Genomic DNA, 801 nt, shown 5'->3' with positions numbered 1-801 from the left:
GGAGGACGACGAGATGACGGACCGTCTCGACATCGCCTCCGGCAACCCGTACTACGACATGCAGGACGGCCTGCTGCTCCCCGATCCCACGCCCGAGAACCACGAGCAGATCTGGAAGACCACCGGGGTGTGGTCGATGTACCAGACCGCCGACTGGATGTTCTCCTCCCTCCAGGCACCGTTCCTGGTCACCGAGACCAACGCGAACTCCATCGGTTTCGCCTGGGACAACCGCCCCGGTTACGACGGTCAGTGGCGGCAGGCCGCGTGGGCGCACGTCGCTCGCGGAGCCCGGATGATCGAGTACTGGCAGTGGCAGACGCTGCGCTTCGGCGCGGAGACCTACTGGGGCGGTGTCCTGCCGCACAGCGGACAGCCAGGCCGTACGTACGCCGAACTGGCCCTTCTGGGAGCCGAGTTCGACAAGGCGGGCCCGCTCGTCGCGGGGATCGAGCCGGACGCCGACATCGCGATGGTCTACTCGATGCCGAGCAAGTGGCTGATGCAGAAGTACCCGCCGCTCGCGACCTCCGGGGGCGAACCGGATCCCGCCGCGTACCACCGGATCTTCTTCTACCGTGGCGCCTTCGACGCGGGCCGCCAGGTACGGATCATCCATGCCCGGCAGTTGCACGACCCCAGCGGGCAGCGGGAGGGGATGACGCCCGAGGAGGCCGTGCGACGCCACCCGGTCCTCGTCGTCCCGGCCCTGTACGTCGTCGGCGACGCCACGCTCGACTGGCTCGTCGCCTACGCCCACGCTGGCGGCCACCTCGTCCTCGGCCCGCGCACCGGGTACGC

The 801-nt window shown here is 69.3% G+C and carries 1 protein-coding gene; it reads left to right on the top strand.

Going from position 1 to position 801, the window contains the following annotated elements; genetic code table 11:
- Positions 1-801, top strand: an 801-nt coding sequence (locus BEK98_RS47725) for a beta-galactosidase (protein WP_208643458.1), incomplete at both ends; no start/stop codon positions are given.

Source organism: Streptomyces diastatochromogenes (genome assembly GCF_002242805.1).
Classification (GTDB): domain Bacteria; phylum Actinomycetota; class Actinomycetes; order Streptomycetales; family Streptomycetaceae; genus Streptomyces; species Streptomyces diastatochromogenes.
Note: the sequence above shows the minus strand (reverse complement) of the source record. Positions and strands in the feature narration are given on the sequence as shown.